Below are 15,449 nucleotides of genomic sequence, written 5' to 3'. Positions count from 1 at the left end.
AATTCCCGGTCGGGTTTTCTGCGCTTTCTTCCCTGCGAAAGCCGACGGCCGCCCGTCAGGCTGAGGACATGCTGATCCTGTCCCATGGCGATGTCCGGCGGATTCTCGACGGTGCGGAGCAAGAAGTGCTGGCGGCCGTGCGCACGGCTTATGTCCTGCACACCCAAGGCCGGTCCGCCATTCCGCATTCGGTGTTCCTGCGGTTCCCCGGCGACGACCGGAACCGGATCATCGCGCTGCCCGCGTATCTGGACACACCCGAGGCGCCGGTCGCCGGCGTCAAGTGGGTGTCGTCGTTCCCCGGCAACGTCCAGGCCGGGATGGACCGGGCGTCGGCGGCGATCATTCTCAATTCGATGCGGACCGGCCATCCCGAGGTGTTCCTCGAGGGCGCGACCATCTCGGCACGGCGCACCGCGGCGAGCGCGGCGGTCGCCGCCGTCACCCTCGGCGCGACCGGCTCCGGGGTGTCCCTCATCGGATGCGGCGTGATCAACTTCGAGGTTCTGTCGTTCCTGCGCGCCCTGTACGCCGGGCTGGACTCGGTCACCGTGTTCGACCTCGACCAGGCGCGGTCGACCGCTTTCGCGGACCGGTGCACCACCCGCTGGCCGGAGATGAAGGTCGACGTCGTCACACGGGTCGAGGACGCCCTCGCCGCACATCCGCTGGTGTCCCTGGCGACCAGCGCCACGGTCCCGCATCTGGACGTCGCCCGCTGTCAGCCGGGAGCGTTGATCCTGCACCTGTCGCTGCGCGACCTCACCCCGGAGACGATCCTGGCGAGCACCAACGTCGTCGACGACGCCGACCACGTCTGCCGTGCCGCCACGTCGCTGCATCTCGCGGAGCAACAGGCAGGCAACCGCGACTTCATCGCCCACTCGCTCGGCGAACTCCTCCTCGACGGCGACCGATACCGGCGAAACCCGGACACCCTCACCGTTTTCTCGCCCTTCGGTCTCGGTGCTTTGGACCTCGCCCTCGCGGATCTCGTCCACCGGCGTGCCCGCGAAAGCGGCCTGGGTACTCACGTACCCGACTTTCTCGGTACCTGATCGTTCAAGCGGTACCGCAGCACTGGCGGATGACATCGGCCGTCAGGGGCCCGCCGGGCCGGTGCAGGACCACCGCCCTGAGTTCGGCGGAGCGCGCTGCTTCCTGTAACTCGTCGGGGAAGGTCTCCGTGCACCACAGCGGTTCGATGATTCCCCGGACGGCGTCGGGATCTCGTTGCAGAACGTCGGCGACGGCGGGCCAGCGATGCCGGAGGATCGTCCACAGCGCGAGCGAGTCGATGTCGACCGCGACGCCTTCCAGGGTCCGCACGGCGCGCAGGATCGTGTAGTTGTTGAGGAACAGCTTGATACTGCGCGGATTCGGCGGCAGGAGCGGGGCGAACTTGCGGAGGATGTGCTCCCGCTGGGTGCGCGCGGAAGCCCCCAGCAAAGCATTGGTGGCGTCGACGGCGACGGCGTCCCGCAATTCGGGGCTCATCGCCGCGAGAGTGCCGACGACGGCCTGTTCGTTGCCGTCCGCGTCGCCGATGCGCTCCTTGGCCTGCTCGACTTCCTGCCAGGGAACGGATTCGGTGCTGCCAGGGCGCAGAAGCCTGCCGAGGAATCGTTGCTGCGCGGTGGCGCTCAGGGCAGGCATCGGCACGGTGAGCTGGAAGAGCTTGTCCAGGAACTGGTAGCCGAGCGAGTCGGTCGCGCCGTATTCGGCGGCGTAGGCCTTGCGCAGCCAAGCTCCGTCGGCGGCTATTACGAAGTACGCGGCCGGTGGCAGCGAGGCGTCCGGGTCGTGCCGTCGCGGTGCGTCCCGCACCAGCGTCTGGATCGCCTCCAGCAGCTCGACCACCTGGACGTCCTTGCAGCGGTCGAGGTCGTCGATCAGGAAGACCACGGGTTTGCGCGAGGTGCGCAGGAGCCAGTCGAAGTGCTCGGCCACCCTGCCCATCGGGTTGCTGTCCGACTGCTCGAACAACCGCGCGCCGCGCGCCGAACCCCACAACAGGATCCGGGCCGCGACCCGTGTGCCGGTCCACAGCACGCCGAGCGCGGTGACGACCGGTGCGGCGACCTTGAGGACCTCCGCGAACGGTCCCGCGCCGCCGATCGCTGCCCTGACGACGAGGGCGAGGCCCCCCGCGGTCACGGCGAGCAGGATCAGCGCCAGCAGATAGGGCGCACCCGATCGCCGTGCCCGCTCCGCCGTCTCCCGCAGCCGGAACCGGCCTCGCTCCCACAATCTTCTGTCGGTGACGACCTTCCGCCGCAAGGCCGACAGCAAGGCCCACCACGGGGGTGACAGCCGTGATTGCTGCCAGGCGTCGAACCGGACCACGAGATAGCCGCTTCCGGCGAGCCGCCTGCCCAGGAAGTTGAGCAACGTGCTCTTGCCGGAGCCCCAGGCCCCGTCCAGATGGATCAGCAGTGACGACCTCGGGTCGCGTTGCCGTGTCTCGGTGAGGCGCTGGGTCAATGTGGCGGCGAGGGCGTCGCGTTTGAGCAGGTCGACTTCGGCGGGGGTGTCGGTGGACCACTCGACCTCGACGGCGACCCGGTCTTCGAGCACGCTCGCCAGCCTGCCCAGCTGATCGGCGGTGTCTTCGTCGAGCCGCTGCTGCACGGCGGCCCGGACCAGGCGGTGCACTTGCAGGACGCCGCGGTAATGATCGATCTTGACCAGCATGTAGCGGTTGAGTTCCCGGAGTGCCCTGCTCTGCTCGACGGCGTCGGTGAGAACTCGTTCGAGCGCGGCGGGTATCTCGACGGTCGGCACCGTCTTGAGGTCGGCTCGGCTGATCCAACCGGCCTCGAAGAAGGTCAGCAAGCCGAGCAGGAGCTCCGCTCCGGGGTGATTCTCGGACAGTGTCCGCAGGGAAACCGTCCAGGTCGCGGACAGGTCGGGCTGGGGCAGCTCGCCGGTGGAGGTCAGTTCCTTGAGCGCGTTGTCGAACATGCTCAAGTAGTTCTCGGGTGTATCGCCGGTGACGGCGATCCAAGCCGCCGCCTGCTCCAGTGCCAGGGGCAGGTCGCCCATCGCCTCGGCGATCCTGTCGGCGTCCTGGACGGTCATTCCCGTGTCCCGGAGGGTCAGCAACCGCACGCTCTCCAGGCGCGTGAAGACGTCGATGTCGATCTTGTGGACGTGCGACTGCGAATCGCGGGAGGTGACGATGAAATGCACGTGAGGACCGCGGGGGAGATACCCGTCGATCTCGGTGAAATCGGGCACCCCGTCGAGGACCACGAGCCATTTTCCCGGCGGAACGTCTCCGGCCAGGGCCCGTAGCGCCGCGTGGGTGCCACGTCCGACGCCGATTTGCTGTCCGAGTTCGGCGAACGAGTCGCGTACCGACTTGAGGTCGGTCGCCGACGTCCACCACACAGCGTCGTACTCGTCCACATGGCGGAAGACGTATTCGAGGGCGATCTGGGTCTTCCCGATCCCGCCCATTCCGGTCAGCGCGAGTCCATGGTGGCCTCGGGAGAAGTTCTCTCGCATCCGCTTCAGCACGGACTCGCGGCCGACGAACCGGGGATTCCTCGGCGGCACCGCATACCAGATCGTGGGCGGGCCGTCCCTCACCACCTGCCCGCCGGGCAGCGGAGGGTCGCCGTGAGTCACTCTTCGCCCACCTCACCGCTCGGGTTCCGGACCGATCCCTGGATGAGTCGAGCGGCGCGACCGGATCATTACGGCTTGGGTCATTGATCGGCCGGACGAGCGAGCGTCTCAGGGACCAAGGTCCCCGGCCAGGTGATCCGAAGATCCCTTGGTGCCGTACTTCGTTCCCGACAGGATCGAGAGGAGATCGGCCTTGCTCCCCGAAGAAGGAGAGTTCCTTGCTGTCACCAGCGTCCACCGCGGTCGTTCGTGCCACTTTGCCCGCCGTACGCGCACACTCCACGGAGATCACCGGTGAGTTCTATTCGTCCATGTTCTCCGCGCATCCGGAGTTGCTCGACCTGTTCAACCAGGGCAATCAGGCCGATGGGCGCCAGAAACTCGCGCTGGCGGCCGCCGTGGTCGGCTTCGCCGAGTCTTTGACCGCCGGTGACGAAGCCGCGCCCTTCGAGCTAGTCGCCGAGCGGATCGCTCACAAGCACGTATCGCTGGGGATCCGGGCCGAGCAGTACCCGGTCGTCGGTCACCATCTGCTCACCGCCGTCGGAACCGTCCTGGGTGACGCGGTCACTCCTGAGGTCTTCGCGGCATGGCACGAGGTGTACTGGTTGCTCGCTTGCCGGCTGATCGCGGCCGAAGCCCGCCTCTATCAGCGTGGCGATCTCGACCCGGCCGACCTCTGGCGCCGGTGGCGCGTGGCCAAGCGCCTGGACGAGGCTGTCGACGCGGTTTCGTTCACGATGGTCCCCGACGACGGCGCGGCCGTACCGCAGTTCGCGCCGGGCCAGTACGTATCAGTCGCGGTCGAACTGCCCGATGGCCGACGTCAGCCTCGCCAATACTCGCTGTCGCACGGCCCTGGGCGGGGTTCGCTGCGGATCACCGTCCGCCGGGTCCGCGGCCACGAGGGTGCCCCGGCCGGAGCGGTGTCCAACTACCTGCACGACCAGGTGAACGAAGACGACATCCTGCTGCTCGGGCCGCCCGCGGGGGAGACGACGCTCGACACCGGCGACGGGCCGGTACTCCTCGTCAGCGCCGGAATCGGGATCACGCCGATGGCCGCCATGCTGGACCACCTCGCCCGTACCCAGCCGACCCGGCGGATCGTGCTTGCCCACGCCGACCGCTCGCCCGCCCACCACGCGCTCCGTCGCGAATGCGCCCAAACCGTGAGCGGCCTTGGCGATGCCGACGAACTGTACTGGTACGAAAGCGACCACGACGGCCGCTCGAGGACGGGGCGGATGGATGTCGACGTGCTGCCGCTGCGACCGGACACCACTGCCTATCTGTGTGGCCCTTTGCCGTTCATGCAAGGCATCCGCGCCGGGCTGATCCGGCGCGGTGTGCCCGCCGAACGCATTCGCTACGAAGTCTTCGGGCCCGGAATGCTCGACCAAGGCTGATGCGCATACCGTTCGTAGTGCAGGACCGCGCTGAGGGGAAGCCGGTCCCGCCAGCCGTGCCGTTCCAGATCGGGCACCGCAGGCAGGTCGCGCACCGGGCCGACGCACAACCAGGCCACCGGGCGGACGTTCTCCGGCAGTCCGACCAGTTCGCGCAGGAACTCTTCGCGATAGAAGCTGACCCAGCCGAGCCCGAGCCCTTCGGCGGTCGCGGCCAGCCAGAGGTTCTGAATGGCCAGGCACACCGAGTACAGGCCGGCGTCGGCGATGGCGTGCCTGCCCAGCACCGCGGGGGCGCCACGCGACGGGTCGTAGCCGACCACGATGCCGACGGACGACTCCTCGATGCCCTCGATCTTGATCCGGGAGAAGACGCGGGCCCGCTCAGCGTCCAGTCGGTCCGCGAACACCTGCCGTTCGGTGTGCACGTGCTCCCGGAACCTTTTCCGGACGTCCCTGTCGGACACCACGACGAAGTCCCATGGTTGTGACAGGCCCACGCTCGGTGCGGCGTGGGCCGCGCCCAGCACGCGGTGCAGCATTTCCGTCGGAATCGGCTCCCCGGTGAACTCGCCTCTGGTGTCCCGGCGCCGGTGGATCGTCTCGTACAACAAGCCTTCGCCCGGTTCACATGTCATGAGCCAGATCGTGCCTGTCCGGGCCGGGGATCCAGCGGTCAGGGCCCACTGGGCCTCCGGTGTCATGGACCGTTCGGTCCCGAGCGTGAAGAGACCCGCGACAACGGCGCTCGGGACCGAACGGCTTCAGGACCTTCGAACAGCTATGCCGTTGCCTCCCACGCGGTCACCGCACCACCCGTGACCTGGTCGATCCAGGCCCGATAGCCGGGAACGCTGTTGTAGATTCCGGGACCATTGAGGCAGTTGCTGCTGTTGTTCCCGGATCGGCTGGTGGCGCCGGTCAGCTTGCCGTCCAAAATCGACGGTCCGCCGGAATCGCCGTAGCAGGCACTGGTTCCAGGCGCGCCCTGGAAGCAGATCTCCTTGCCTCGCTTGAAATCGGCGGTACACCGGGAGTCCGCGACGGTAGTGGTGTCCACCTCGCGAAGCTGTGGCGACGCGCCACCGCAACCAGGGGTACCGCACGTCTGACCGTGTCCGATCAGCTTGTTGACGGTGCCGACGGCCGGGCTGGAGGCCGCGATCTTGATCGGCGTGGCGGTGGCTGCTCTCGACAGCTTCACCACGGCGATGTCGTTCGCGCCGAGGGTCGCGCTTGCCGCGGTGATGAGCTCACCACCGGAGCCGGTGTTGACCGAGCCGATCCGAGCGGAGAAACCACCACCGGTGGAGCCCTGGACGCAGTGTTTCGCCGTGACGAGCCATTGCGGGGCGATCAACGACGCCCCGCAGAAATGACGGCCGTTGCGTTGCAGCGACGCGAAGAACGAGTAAGGAGTGGTGACGACCTTGCCGCCGATGATGAAGGGTTCGATCGGCGGTCCAGCCGATGATTCGGCCACAGCCGCGGGCCCGGCGAAGAGCGACCCGGCAACGAGGGCGGCGGCGATCATGGACATACGTCGGATCCACATGATTTTTCGGCCTCCTGCGAAGAAAGGGGAGTCCTGCATGGGACGGGATTCAGTAGTGTCTGATCGATCAACACCCGACCGTAGTGCTCTGTCGAGTATCCGGTACCTCCCTTGGTACTGAATCGGACATACCATCGATGGGTAAGGCGAAGGACGGCTGCCGGGATCAGGGCAGACTGCAGTCCGGTTTCCCGAACTGATGATTGAGGTCTTCCGCGAGCTGCCGGGCCGCGTCGCGCAAAGCGGTGATGTCACTGTCGGCGGTGAACGTGGCCTCCACTGCGGCAGGTACCCGCACGGGCGCGGAACCACCGACACGCTCGAAAGAGCTGCTGTCTGGATGCACTCGTTCGACGGCGATGAGATGCCGGCTGGGCGCTGATCCGCTGGTGAGCAGGTCCGCGCGCACCATGATCGTTCCGGTGATGCCCAGCGTGCGGCTATGCGACGAGGCCAGCGCGACGCCCGCTCCGATCAGCAGGTCCATGACTCTGACCGGCACCCAGTGCGCGTCGTGGAGTTTCGGCACGCTGACGGTGCTGGTCAGTTCGACCGCGAGGGCGACCCCGCCGTTGTGGTGCAACTCCACCACTGGCCACGAGGCTGAGGCCTGGAGATTGTCATCGGCGCGGTACGAGCGGAACCGCCACCGCCGCAACCCGGTGCGTGGGTTCGCCACCACGCCATCGGAAAGCCCCAGCAGCTTTCGAAACCACGATGTGTCGCCCGTGAGGTCCCCGGCCAGGGCCTCGGCATCGAGAATCGCCTTGATGGCGTTCTGGCGATCAGGCCCCGACGTGCGCGGAGGCGGGGACAGGACCGGCTGGGCCGCCAGCGCCAGCCACACACCCTTGTCCTGATCGATCTCCGGCTTCAACCCGTCAAGCAGCGCGACCAGCGCCGCCCGGTCGTCGGCACGCCGGGAGAACCGGTCCCGGTAGGCGCGCTCCAGTTCGTGCTCCGACATCCAGTTCGTGTGCGGCCCGTACCGGTAGGGCACGCCCATCCGGTTGTTCTCGTAGACCACCACATGCGGCGCGTCTGGGCTGGCCGTCACGAACACCACGATCAGGCCAGGCCCGCCCCGGCCGTCGTCCAGCGACTCGATCGCCAGATCGCCGATCAGCGGGCGGACCCAGCGCGCCGCGTACGAGTGCAGGGTCTGGCGTTCCGCTTTACCGTTGGCGACGCCGAGCAGCTCATCCGCCCGCTCGTCGGCGTCCTCGCTCACCCCGTACACGATCAGGCCGCCGCCGGTGTTGGCCATCGCCGCGAGGTCCTTGGCGAACTCCTCGAGCTTCTTGTCCGGGCCCTGCGGCAACGCCCGCTTCCACTCGAGATCGTCGGTCTCGGCCATATCCAGGCGCACCGCGCGATCCACCATCGCGTACGTCAAGGCGGTGGGCGATTCCCCCAGCTCGGCATGGATTCGTGACCACTTGATCGGCATCGCCGGATACTACGAGACCGCCACGCCGGCGTTCCCTGCCTCCGGTCGGTCACCGTCAGCGCAGCAAGGCGAGGCACTTGATCCCGAACCGGTCGCCATAGCTGTTGAAGTAAGACACCAGGCTGAATCCTCTGCCGACCCAGACCGGATACTGCCAGCGGCAGGCGGCGTGGAAGTCGATCGGCACCGAGGTTCCGTGCCCGGCACACCGCCAGGACGCGACGGTTTCCCCGACCGTTGCGTCGGAGTACCCGAGGGAGTTGCAGTACTGGTTGACGGCGATTCCGCCGACATCGCTGTAAGCGGACGGGTTGGTCCAGCAACGGCCGCCGTTGTTGGTGACGGTGAATCCGGCCGCGACCAGGTCGGAGAATTGCCACCGGCAGACGTTGCTCAGCAGTATGGCCTGGTCGGGCTTGTTCCCCGTGCAGAACCAGACATCGGAACGACGCACGGCGTCGTTGAATCCTGCGGCCTGGCAGGCTTCGCGGATCATCATGCCACCGAGGTCGCCATTAGTGGCAGATGCGGCAGGGGAAATGAGCAGGAATGCGATAAGGGTGCTTCCCATTATTGCCAGAACTGACGTGAGTCGTGATCTTCGCATCAGAATCAGCTCGTTTCCGTCGGGTTGGGGGGATCTTCCATGAGGTGCGGAGGTATTTTTGCGCGAATTGACCAGTGATCACAATAGGCCTGCGGGCGTAAGCAAAATTGGCATTTGCTCTATATGGAACGGCCCTGTCCGCCGCGACTTCTGCACGATTCGGACATCTGTGTGTCGGTCCCGCATATCGGCACTGAACGTATGGGTGGCATCAAATCGCCTTCCGTTCTCTGGCAAGCGATCGTCGAGAGTGCCGAACTCTACGCAAATCCGATGGCCTGAGAAGGCCGTCTCCGAAATCCGTCCTCTCAACGGTGCCTGCCGGAAGCGAAAACCACGTTCCACTGCAAAGAGGCGTTGGCCGTCTAGCCCGGATCTTTCGCGCAGGTGAGGGCCTCGCCCCGCGCCGCGGCGTTGGCGGCTCGGCGACCTCCTTTTTGTGTTCGGGGTAGGCGGGTTTGCCCTTTGTCGACTGGGGTGTCGCCGGGTTCCACGTGTCCGGTGGTGGTGCTTGTTGGTAGGGACGGTTCGGGCTGGTCAGGTCGGTGCGGGCAGGGTGGTCAGGCGCTGGTGGGCGTGGTGGGCGATGCGTCCGGCGATGGTGAACAGCCGTAGCCGCAGGCGTTTGGGTTCCCAGCGTCGGGCTTGGTGGCCGGTGAGGGCGAGCATCTGCATCCACGCGGTCAGTTCGAGGGCGAGTGCGACGATCGCGACCCAGATCTGGTTGTGGGCGAATCCGTGTAGGGGCAGGTTCGATAGTCCGGTGGCCTCGGCCACCCCGGCGCCGTCGCGGGGTGTGCGCTCGTCATCACGCCTGGTCGGGGATCTGGGCGATGCGCTGCACCGCGTCATCGGGCAGGGTGAACCCGAGCGAGTAGCCCAGTTTCCGTGCGTGCAGCCAATCCACGAACTCGTGGGTGCCGCCGCCGGAGTCGGCGCGGATCAGCACCTTGCGGCCGATCCGGCCGCCCTTGCCGGTGAACGGCAATTGCCGCAACGCATCCCGCGCTACGCTGATGTGATCGGCCGCCGTGTTCGAGCCGGCGTTACCCGGTCGCAGCAGGATGGATAGGGGTTCGCCGGTGCCCTCGGCACCGTGATCGACAAACGCGCACAGCGGGTGGAAGCCGTAGCCCCGCTTGAACGTCGGGCGCCGCCTTCTCCTTGTCCGAATGCGCGGTCACCAACGTCGCGTCCACATCGACGATCACCGGATGATCGCCACTGATGCCACGGTCCGGGGCGTGCGCACCGGCCAGCTTCCACGCCCCGGCACGTGCCCTCGCACGGGCGGCGGCGTCAGCCCAAGAGATTAGTGCACGCCACGGTGTGCACCCCTGGCAAAGTCAGGCAAGGCCGGCGATTTTCGGTACGAGGTCGGCGGGCCTCGGCAGGGTCGCGATCTCGTCGGCCACCTCGGAGGCGGCCCGGCCCAGCCCAGGGTCGGTGAGCAGGCGGTCGATCAGCTCCGCGTCCACCTGATCCGGCTCCGAACGCAGACCGAGCCCGCGCCGCGCCACGGCGTCCGCATTCACGTACTGGTCCGCGCCGTGCGGCAGCACGAGCTGCGTGACTCCGGCGTCGATCGCGGTCAGCGTCGAGCCTGCCCCGCCGTGGTGCACCAGCGCCGCGCAGGTCGGCAGCAGCGCGGACAGCGGCACCCACCCGGCCGCCCGCACGTTGTCCGGCAGTTCTCCCAGCGGCGACGGGTCCGCGTCGCCGAGGGCGAGTACGAACTCGGCGTCCAGATGCCGTGCCACATCGACGAGTTTGGTCAACGACGTGAGCGCGCCGACCTGGGTCAGCACCGTGCCGAGTGTCACCGCGACGCGCGGGCGCGCGGGCCGTTCGAGCACCCACTCGGGCAGCACGCCGCCTCCGTTGTACGGCACGTACCGCATCGGCCAGCCGCGCACCGGCCGGTCGACCATGCTCGGCGGCGCCACGTCGATCGACTCACACACCTCGGGAAACCCTTGCACGCCATGCCGTTCGCGTTCCTCGACCATCTTCTTGAAGATCACCTCGGTCATCGGCGCCTCGTCGGCGAACCCGAAGCCGTGCGACACGGCCGGCACGCCGAGCTTCGCGGCGACCAGCGGCCCGGTGCCCTCCATCGACGAGTACACGACCACGTCCGGCCGCCACGATTCGGCCGCCGACACGGTCAGGTCCACCGACACGCCGGACAACTTGGCGAAGATCGCGCCGACGAACTCCAACCCCTTCTCGGTGTCGACGTCCGTGCTGTAGTCGAATTCCTCGGGTTGCTCGCTGGCCGCCTGGTGGAACACCGCGCCGATGTCGACACCCGGCGCGGTGTCCACGACGTGCAGGCCGGCGTTCGCGGCCTCCTTGCCGCCCGCGGTCGCCACCAGCACCTCGTGGCCGGCGGCACGCAGCGCGTGTGCCAGGGAGATCGTCGGGAACACATGGCCAAGACCGGGGGAGGTCGCGAAGAGTGCGCGCACGATTCCCATTCAACACGCGATCGGCGATCTCGTCGAGTGGCAGGTTCAGCAGCGCGTTCTCGATCAACTCCGGCATCGCCGGGTGAATCCAGTACTGGCCGCGCGCCATGCTTCACGTGTCGGTGGCAGTACTGCACGAAGTCGTGCGTGTCGCCGCCGGAATCGGTGCGCATCAAGACTTTCTGGCCGACCGATATCCCGGTTGGAATGGCAACTGCGTCAACGCCTGTGCCAAGCGCCCAGCGGATGAAACCCGAAGCCCTGCTTGAAATTCGGTGCGGCGCGTTCCTTGTCCGAGTGCGCGGTCACCAACGTCGCGTCCAGATCGATGATCAGCGGATCGTCGGCGTCGACCCCGTGGTCGGGTCCATGATCACCGGCGCATTCCCATGCCGCGGATGGCGGTCACCGCCTTACGCGGATCCTCGGCCAGCGCGGTGATCAGCCGCGACACGGTTGGATCCGAGGCCACCAGCCCAAACACGCCCAGCGCGACCGCGACCGCCAAATCCAACACGATCTTGCCCGGATCGTGCACTGCGAGGGGTTTCCGCAACGGCGACAACACCCTCGACAAAAGCCGTGATCAGCCCGACCGATTCGGCCGTTCTCAGCAGCAACGCCGCCCCGGCCTGCGACACGACACCCGAACCTGACCCGCCTACCACCAGCTGCGGATACGGCGAACTACACTTGCCCACCTGAATTGTGCTCCTCAACTACAAGCGATACGACCTTTGGCAAGCCGTATCATCGCAGCTCAGAGCACCATTCTCCTTTCACGGCACGCCGTCAGACCCGCACCGCCGTGAAAGCCCCTGGCTAGTCGTCGAACCAGACGATGAGCCTCACGTTGTCGTCGCCGTGGACGCCGGCCAGAGCTCGCATGACAGCCCAGACCGGCGCCCATTCCAGGGTTACCGCCTGGCTCCGGCTCAGGCGTTCACTGCGGAAGACCGCGTCGCCGTCGATCCATTCGGTGCCCTCCGGCCAGATCTTTCCCTCGCCCTGCGCCCCGATCGGAGTGCCACTGACCTTGGCGAACCGCGTGTTATGGCCCGCTTTGCCGCGGAAAGCCAGGCTGCCGTCCGGCTGCCGTCGATACTCGTGAATGCGACTGTCGGGCAGGTCGGCGAGCTCGTCCCAGTCGACGGCCTCGACCTCGGACCAGCCGATCCAAGTGGCGCCGAAGCATCCCCATCGCGCCATGTGGGCCACGGTGAAGTCCGTGGCGTCGTCGGGCAAGCCGCGGTCGGCCGCGATGGGCCGGAAGTTGGCGAAGTTGCGGACACCGAACAGGCAGGCGAACGCGTCGTAGTTTCGGGTGTCGTTCAAGATGTCCAGGTCGATGGCCTGCGCCCAAGAGCCGGGACCGTGCCCGGCGCAGGCCGAAGCCCGGCGGTACTCGATGACGCCATTGATGTCTGTTCCCACTCACAGAGTGTCGGCTACCGCACGGCGAACGACGAGCGATATTCGAAGCCGAACCCGCTCGCCTCACCCCTGCGTGACCAGCTGCCGTCCCAGCGCCACGATCGGCTGGATGGTGGTGTCGTAGTTGCCGAGGACCACGATCACCCAGCCCGCGTCCGGGAACACATCCAGGTTGGTCGCCCGGCCGGGGCCGCTGCCGGAGTGCCCGACGACGCGGCGGGCCGCCGTGACGGCCTCGACGTGGCCGTACCCGTAGAACTGGAGTTCGCCGTCACCGGACGGACGGTCCGCCGGGCTGAGCGCGTGCTTGCCCTCGGTGACGACCCTGGTGAACGGCGGATTGAGCAACTGGTTGCCGTGCAGCGCCTTCGCGAAACGGAGAAGATCGGGCGCCGACGAGAACGCGCCGTGGTACGGGCTTCCGATGTAGGGGAGCCAGGGGGTGGTCGTGATGTCCACCCGCTCTCCGGAGGGCTGGGTCAGGTAGCCGTGGGCGATGCCACCGTCGGCGATCACCGTCGGCTTGAGGTAGAAGTCGGTGTCGGTGAGCCCCGCCGGCGTGAACACGTGCCGCCGCACGTAGTCGTAATAGGACTGCCCCGAAACCGCGGCGACGATGGCGCCGAGGATGAAGTAGCCGTCATTGCTGTAGCCGAAGCGGGTTCCGGGGGTGAACTGCAAGGGCAGTGTGCGCAGATAGGCCGACATGCCCTGCCAGATGTCGTTCTCGCTGTCCCACTCGTCCTCGCCGGGCGGACGCTGGTTGGTCCTGCCCGGCCTGCCCGCGCCCGCGGTATGAGTGAGCAGCTGGTGCACGGTGACCGTGGCGACGTCGGCGGGGAATCCGTCGAGATAGGTGCCGAGCGGCTCGTGGAACGCGAGTCGGCCCTCCTGCGCGAGCCGGGCGACGGCCACCGCGGTGAACGACTTCGTCATCGAGGCGAGGTCGAAACTCGTGGTCGTGTCGTTGGCGACACCTTGGGTCTTGTGGGCCATGCCGTGGGATCTCGTCAGCACTTGCTTGCCCCGGTACGCCACCAGAACGGTGCCGGAGAACTGGTCCGCCGCGGCGCGTTCGGCAACGAACCGGTCGAAGCGCCCGCCCGGCAGGAGGTCGCGCGGCAGCCGGTACCCCGCTTCGCTCGCATCGCCGGTGCCTGACGTGGCGAGCAGGCCTGCCGCGGCGATCGGTGCGGCGCCGAGCAGGCCGAGGACCGAGCGTCGTGATGGGGCAGTGGACACGGTTGTTCCTTTCACCGGGTAAGCGATTCGTAGACGGCCGCGGCGATCTCGCCCTGCGCGGTCTCGACGACGCTCTGCAGCGCCATCGCCTCGTCGACGGAGCCGACGGATTTGTTCATGAACTGGGCGAACATGACCAGCCTGCCGTCCGGCAGCACGATGTAGCCTGCCAGCGCCTTGTGGAGGACATCGCCCATGCTGGCGGTGCCGGTTTTGGCGAAGACCCGGCCCGCGGCCGGTGAATCGGGCAGAACGTGGGCGATCGATCCGTCCCGTCCCATGATCGGCAGCGCTTGCCGGTACGGGACGAAGTACTTCTGCCGCGCCATATGGCTGAGGAAACGGACGAAGAAGTCCGATGTGTAGCGGTCGCCCACCGGGTCGTCGGGGTCGACACCGGCCCGCTCGAACAGCTCCCGCTGGTAACGCTCTCCCGTCACCTTCGGGGTGTCGGGATCGTGACCGGCGACGGCGCCGACGAGATAGGGGAAGTGGACGGTGTGCGGGTTCGAGCTGATCTTGAGCATGACCTTCACCTGTTCCGACAAGGGCGGAGAGATGTACTCGGCCACCTGCGTCCGACGGCCACTGTCCAATCTGGACAGGTGACCGATGACGTCGACGCCCGCGTCGTGCAGTGCCTCGGCGAAGGCGATCTCCGCGAAACGAACCGGGTCGGGCACGAAATACGGGGACACGACCGGCGGGCCGCCCAGCCGCACGTCACCGGTGAGCCGCACGGTGCGCGTACCGTCCGGCGCAGTCGAGACCTCGGTGAAAGTCAGCCGTCGCAAGGGGTTCAAGACGGTGGTGACGTCGTTGACGACGGTCAGGTAGGCGATGTCCGGCCACACCCGGAGCCCGGCCGGGGCACCGGCCTGACCGCCGGGCGTCACCACCACGTCGACGATGTTGTCGTTGACCATCATGGGCGAGACCGGGATCGAGATGTTCCCGATGGCGATCTGCTCACGGCCCTGCCGGAACAACGAGGCGTCCACGGTCACCCGGCCCTCGACGCGGCGGATGCCCCGGCACGCCACCTGGCCGGCCAGGTGGCGCAGCTGCTGGAGGGGGTCCCCGTGTATCGGGGCGGTCGCGCTGCCGTAGGAATGGTCGGGTAACGGCAGCGCGAGCGTGCCGTCCGGCCGGATCCTCGGGCCCAGCAGCAGGTCGCCGCCGGCCACCAGCACCAGATCTCCCCTGAGGGCACCGTTGACCACCGGGCCGGTGCGGTGGACGGTCGTGCGGAACCGGTGGCCGGCGCCGAGCGCGGAGAAGGCGGAGCCCGCGACGAACACCTTGAAGGCGGAGGCCGCGACGAATCGCTGCTCGGGGTTCATGGTGAAGACGGGTTCGGCCCCGGCAGGCTGGAACCGCATACCCCACTGGGAACCGGCGAACTCGGGCCGCTTGATGATGTCGGCGATCTTGGCCGCGAGGGTGCGCTCGGAGGTGTCGGCGCGTGCCGTCGCACCTGCCGACAGCAGACCCGCCGCGGCGATGGGGGTGGCGCCGAGGAGCTTGAGCACGGTGCGACGTGAGTGGTCGCCGGTCTGGACCTGGCCGGAATGTTTCACGAGAGCGAGTTCTACGCGGACGAGGGTTTCGGCACGGTTTCATCCGCGAAGAAACGGTGCCGAAACCC

The 15,449-nt window shown here is 67.5% G+C and carries 11 protein-coding genes and 2 pseudogenes; 2 read left to right on the top strand and 11 right to left on the bottom strand.

The window, feature by feature from the left end; translation table 11 throughout:
• The first annotated feature begins 68 nt into the window (after nt 1-68).
• Nucleotides 69-1,058, top strand: coding sequence for a 2,3-diaminopropionate biosynthesis protein SbnB (gene sbnB / locus AMYAL_RS0132620; protein ID WP_020635491.1), 990 nt, complete (start codon nt 69-71; stop codon nt 1,056-1,058).
• 4 nt (nt 1,059-1,062) lie between these two features.
• On the opposite strand, the gene fxsT is transcribed toward sbnB, so the two are convergent.
• The gene (gene fxsT, locus AMYAL_RS0132615) at nt 1,063-3,633 is read right to left on the bottom strand and encodes an FxSxx-COOH system tetratricopeptide repeat protein (RefSeq protein WP_020635490.1); all 2,571 of its coding nucleotides are present in this window, start codon (nt 3,631-3,633) and stop codon (nt 1,063-1,065) included.
• A gap of 218 nt (nt 3,634-3,851) precedes the next feature.
• Here fxsT and AMYAL_RS0132610 point away from each other — a divergent pair, with 218 nt between their 5' ends.
• A complete protein-coding gene (locus tag AMYAL_RS0132610; protein WP_026467637.1) occupies nt 3,852-5,042 on the top strand; it encodes a globin domain-containing protein in 1,191 nt (396 codons plus the stop codon).
• Here the strand turns inward: AMYAL_RS0132610 and bluB are convergent.
• The 10 genes and pseudogenes from bluB to dacB form a co-directional block, all read right to left on the bottom strand.
• A complete protein-coding gene (gene bluB, locus AMYAL_RS0132605) occupies nt 5,003-5,680 on the bottom strand; it encodes a 5,6-dimethylbenzimidazole synthase (RefSeq protein WP_020635488.1) in 678 nt (225 codons plus the stop codon). The two genes, AMYAL_RS0132610 and bluB, sit on opposite strands and share 40 nt — an antisense overlap.
• Nucleotides 5,681-5,823: 143 nt before the next feature.
• On the bottom strand, nt 5,824-6,597 hold the full coding sequence (locus AMYAL_RS0132600) for a S1 family peptidase (protein ID WP_039794506.1): 774 nt from the start codon (nt 6,595-6,597) through the stop codon (nt 5,824-5,826).
• A gap of 166 nt (nt 6,598-6,763) precedes the next feature.
• Nucleotides 6,764-8,047 carry an AlbA family DNA-binding domain-containing protein gene (locus tag AMYAL_RS0132595; RefSeq protein ID WP_020635486.1) on the bottom strand — a complete coding sequence of 428 codons (1,284 nt, stop codon included), beginning with the start codon at nt 8,045-8,047 and terminating at the stop codon, nt 6,764-6,766.
• A gap of 55 nt (nt 8,048-8,102) precedes the next feature.
• Complete coding sequence (locus tag AMYAL_RS0132590; RefSeq protein WP_020635485.1) at nt 8,103-8,546, bottom strand: hypothetical protein; 444 nt, start codon at nt 8,544-8,546, stop codon at nt 8,103-8,105.
• Nucleotides 8,547-9,191: 645 nt separating this feature from the next.
• Nucleotides 9,192-9,946 (bottom strand): annotated as a pseudogene (locus AMYAL_RS50510) (transposase); the annotation flags it as partial.
• Between the two features lie 54 nt (nt 9,947-10,000).
• Nucleotides 10,001-11,125 carry a nucleotide disphospho-sugar-binding domain-containing protein gene (locus AMYAL_RS0132575; RefSeq protein WP_026467635.1) on the bottom strand — a complete coding sequence of 375 codons (1,125 nt, stop codon included), beginning with the start codon at nt 11,123-11,125 and terminating at the stop codon, nt 10,001-10,003.
• A gap of 128 nt (nt 11,126-11,253) precedes the next feature.
• Nucleotides 11,254-11,826: pseudogene (locus tag AMYAL_RS50505) on the bottom strand (transposase); the annotation flags it as partial.
• A gap of 121 nt (nt 11,827-11,947) precedes the next feature.
• Nucleotides 11,948-12,559, bottom strand: coding sequence for a hypothetical protein (locus AMYAL_RS0132565; protein ID WP_020635482.1), 612 nt, complete (start codon nt 12,557-12,559; stop codon nt 11,948-11,950).
• Nucleotides 12,560-12,622: 63 nt separating this feature from the next.
• On the bottom strand, nt 12,623-13,801 hold the full coding sequence (locus tag AMYAL_RS0132560) for a serine hydrolase domain-containing protein (protein WP_020635481.1): 1,179 nt from the start codon (nt 13,799-13,801) through the stop codon (nt 12,623-12,625).
• 11 nt (nt 13,802-13,812) lie between these two features.
• Nucleotides 13,813-15,381, bottom strand: coding sequence for a D-alanyl-D-alanine carboxypeptidase/D-alanyl-D-alanine endopeptidase (dacB, locus tag AMYAL_RS0132555; RefSeq protein WP_039794503.1), 1,569 nt, complete (start codon nt 15,379-15,381; stop codon nt 13,813-13,815).
• Nucleotides 15,382-15,449: the final 68 nt, after the last annotated feature.

It is taken from the genome of Amycolatopsis alba DSM 44262 (assembly GCF_000384215.1).
Lineage (GTDB): Bacteria > Actinomycetota > Actinomycetes > Mycobacteriales > Pseudonocardiaceae > Amycolatopsis > Amycolatopsis alba.
Note: the sequence above shows the minus strand (reverse complement) of the source record. Positions and strands in the feature narration are given on the sequence as shown.

Bases quoted from the DNA above. Each gene is read 5' to 3' on its own strand.
- bluB (WP_020635488.1), bottom strand. From the start codon at position 5,680: ATGACATGTGAACCGGGCGAAGGCTTGTTGTACGAGACGATCCACCGG.
- AMYAL_RS0132590 (WP_020635485.1), bottom strand. From the start codon at position 8,546: ATGATGATCCGCGAAGCCTGCCAGGCCGCAGGATTCAACGACGCCGTG.
- AMYAL_RS0132600 (WP_039794506.1), bottom strand. From the start codon at position 6,597: ATGTGGATCCGACGTATGTCCATGATCGCCGCCGCCCTCGTTGCCGGG.
- sbnB (WP_020635491.1), top strand. From the start codon at position 69: ATGCTGATCCTGTCCCATGGCGATGTCCGGCGGATTCTCGACGGTGCG.
- AMYAL_RS0132595 (WP_020635486.1), bottom strand. From the start codon at position 8,047: ATGCCGATCAAGTGGTCACGAATCCATGCCGAGCTGGGGGAATCGCCC.